Source organism: uncultured Mailhella sp. (assembly GCF_947631555.1).
Classification (GTDB): domain Bacteria; phylum Desulfobacterota; class Desulfovibrionia; order Desulfovibrionales; family Desulfovibrionaceae; genus Mailhella.
Genome location: NZ_CANRLT010000151.1, coordinates 1 through 2,687, shown reverse-complemented (window position 1 = coordinate 2,687; position 2,687 = coordinate 1). Strand labels below are relative to the sequence as shown.

General features: G+C 54.1%; 3 protein-coding genes. All 3 read right to left on the bottom strand.

Annotated features, from left to right (window positions below; all coding sequences use genetic code 11):
* Nucleotides 1-113: 113 nt before the first annotated feature.
* From Q0Z94_RS11740 to Q0Z94_RS11730, 3 genes are read right to left on the bottom strand one after another with little or no spacing between them, the layout of a single operon-like run.
* Complete coding sequence (locus tag Q0Z94_RS11740; protein ID WP_298069934.1) at nt 114-1,256, bottom strand: ketoacyl-ACP synthase III; 1,143 nt, start codon at nt 1,254-1,256, stop codon at nt 114-116.
* On the bottom strand, nt 1,256-1,990 hold the full coding sequence (locus Q0Z94_RS11735) for an SDR family oxidoreductase (protein ID WP_298069927.1): 735 nt from the start codon (nt 1,988-1,990) through the stop codon (nt 1,256-1,258). The genes Q0Z94_RS11740 and Q0Z94_RS11735 overlap by 1 nt, the downstream gene beginning before the upstream one ends.
* A gap of 1 nt (nt 1,991) precedes the next feature.
* Nucleotides 1,992-2,210: an acyl carrier protein gene (locus tag Q0Z94_RS11730; RefSeq protein WP_298069921.1), complete on the bottom strand. Its 219-nt coding sequence runs from the start codon at nt 2,208-2,210 to the stop codon at nt 1,992-1,994.
* Nucleotides 2,211-2,687: the final 477 nt, after the last annotated feature.

Sequence of the window (2,687 nt, the reverse complement as noted above, 5' to 3'; positions counted from 1 at the left end):
ATGTCAAAGGCCTGCATGAAGGCCTGGGTATATTTTTCTTCATTGCTCATCAGAAAAGCTCCTTCCAGGTTTCAAGAGTACGTTTCACCGGCTTCGGCAAGGCGGCCTTTTCTTCAAGCATGGTTTCCTTCCTTGAAATAGGAAATCCAGTAGTTGATCTTTTCCTTGCGGTTCATCTTGCCTTCCGGCGTCACATACTCCCGCACGGGAGCCACCAGAGCGCCCTCCATATCCACCAGGCAGCTTCCCCAGGAAAGACCGACTCCGAAGGTAACCATACAAAGGTTCTTTACGGGACGACGGCTGAGTTCACGGCAGATATCGACGGTCACTGCCGCAGCGCCGCTATTGCCGTACAGAGAGAACGCATCCGTGGAATATTTTTCCCTGGGCAGCCCCGCGTACCTGGCTACGGTACTGACAATCTGCCTGTTGGCCTGATGGAATGCGAAATAATCGACGTCTTCCAGACTTTTCCCGGAAAATTCAAGGAGGTCCTGGATACTTTTCGGGCCGACCTCGGTGGTAAACTTGAACACATCGATCCCTTTCATGAGATCATCCCAAAGCCGCCACACGTTCCCACTGGTGTCCGTGATTTCCAGTCCGGCAATATCCTCCTGCACTGGAAGACTGTAGCCGCCCGCGGGAGCGATGAGCTTGTCCCAGCCTGTGCCGCGTGTGCCGGTCACAAAAAACGCGGGCCGTTCCTCAGCGGTGTACTCCAGAAGCGTGGCCGTTCCCGCGTCTCCGAAGAGCATATTGGAATTGCGGTTGCGCCTGTCGGAATGACGACTGGTAATATCCCCGGACAGCAAAAGACATCTTTTGGCCGCTCCGCCGGCGATAAGGGAATGCGCCGTCCACAGTCCGTGCACATAGGCGGAACAGGACAACCCGCTTATGTCAAAGCAGGTGCAGTCTTCGCTCAGTCCAAGACGCCCCTGAAGAATGCAGGCCGAGGCCGGCAAGTGGTAATCATGCGAAATGGAAGCCACAATGAGCGCGTCGATACTGCCCTTGTCCACCGCCAGCGCGGCGAAGAGATCGCGGGCTGCCGCCTCGCACAGATCAGCGTTGGTCGTGCGCTCGTCCGCCACATGACGCTTGCCGAGCCCGAGGATCTTTTTATTGCGTTCCAGGAGCTTCACATCGTTATGAAAAAACTCCAGCTCGTCTTCGATGCGGATGAAGTTTTCAGGCACAGCGCAGGTCACGCCGCTGATTTTGACGTGGGCAAAACGAGTCCTGGACATTAGATTCCTCTGCAATCAATGATATAGTTCTGTGCCGTTATCCAGCGTGCCTGTTCGGAAAGAAGGAAGGCCACGACGTTGGCCACATCGGAGACCTGCCCCAGACCAAAGGGGTACTTGCCTTCCGCATAGGCACGTTCGATATCACTCGCCATACCTGTTTCAATGAATGCAGGAGAAACACAGTTGACTCTGAGTCCGGCGGGAGCAAGCTCAGGAGCCAAAGAGCGCATGGTCGCAATAAGCGCCCCTTTTGATCCGGAATAGGAGGTCATGCCCGGTGAGCAATGCACGCCTGCGACAGAAGCAATAAAGACCATACTGCTTCGCCCGCCATTGTTGTTTCGTCTGTCCGCGAAACCTTTTGCCATGAACACGGGAGCGAAGTAGTTGATGGCGAAGATCGCATGGATATCCGCCAGCTCCACAGCCCTGAGTGGCATAACTTGTGCCACTCCCGCACAGTACGCCATACCCTGGAACTTGCCGTATTTTTCGCGAAGCTGCTTCACATAGGCAGGAAGCCCCGCAACATCTTCGGTGAGATCCTTCTGTTCAAGAAAAACGTTCTCCGGGAAGCGGGCTTTTGCCTTCATGGCCAAAAGGCGCTCTTCATTGCGCCCGATGCCGATGACCGTCGCCCCAAGCTCATTGAGCAGCAGAGCAACGCCTTCACCAATGCCGGAAGATGCGCCCGTGACGATAAAACGCTGATCCGCCGTGAAGGAAATCATGCTACAGCCCAGCCTTCTGTGCGATGTCTTCAATGGTCTTCATGTCTCGATAGTCAGACATGTTCGTTTTGACGCCGAAGGTTTTATCCAGAAAAGCCATGGTCGCCATCAGGGAAAGCGAATCCCATTCTTCCAGATCCTTCAGCACGGTTGCAAAGGAAATCTCCTCTTCCGTCTGAAGTACGTCCTGCATTTCCGTAAGAAATTCGTCTCGTGTCATAATTGTTCTCCTTTAAACTGTTCGATACAGCGTTTCAGCTGTTGATATCTGACCTGTTGTTAACCTGATGAATGATAAAGAAAGTACCTCATTTGCGTGTCAGTAGCTGTCAATGTCTGCCCTCAGGTGACGGAGCCAACCGTTGTGCACCTTAGCGTTCCGCTTTTATATCCAGAAGCTTAATCCCACATAGGGAAATTGCTTTTCTCCTTCTGCTCCAGGAAAGCGAACAGAGAAACTTCAGAAAACGCGACAGGCGGGATCGGGCCAGCTCAGGCTGTACCCAGAGGCACACGTTCAGCTGGTTCGCATCAGGGGCAGGAACTTCAGACGGCGACTGAAAAGAGTGGACATGATGCCGCGCGGGAAGAACGGCGAGAATTTCATGCAGGCGCGACAACCAGGCCTGGGCACTGTCCATGCGGTCCAGCGCGGCACGCTGCTCCCGCGCCAGATTAAGAGCGAAATCCGGCGACT

Bases quoted from the DNA above. Each gene is read 5' to 3' on its own strand.
- Q0Z94_RS11740 (WP_298069934.1), bottom strand. From the start codon at position 1,256: ATGTCCAGGACTCGTTTTGCCCACGTCAAAATCAGCGGCGTGACCTGC.
- Q0Z94_RS11735 (WP_298069927.1), bottom strand. From the start codon at position 1,990: ATGATTTCCTTCACGGCGGATCAGCGTTTTATCGTCACGGGCGCATCT.
- Q0Z94_RS11730 (WP_298069921.1), bottom strand. From the start codon at position 2,210: ATGACACGAGACGAATTTCTTACGGAAATGCAGGACGTACTTCAGACG.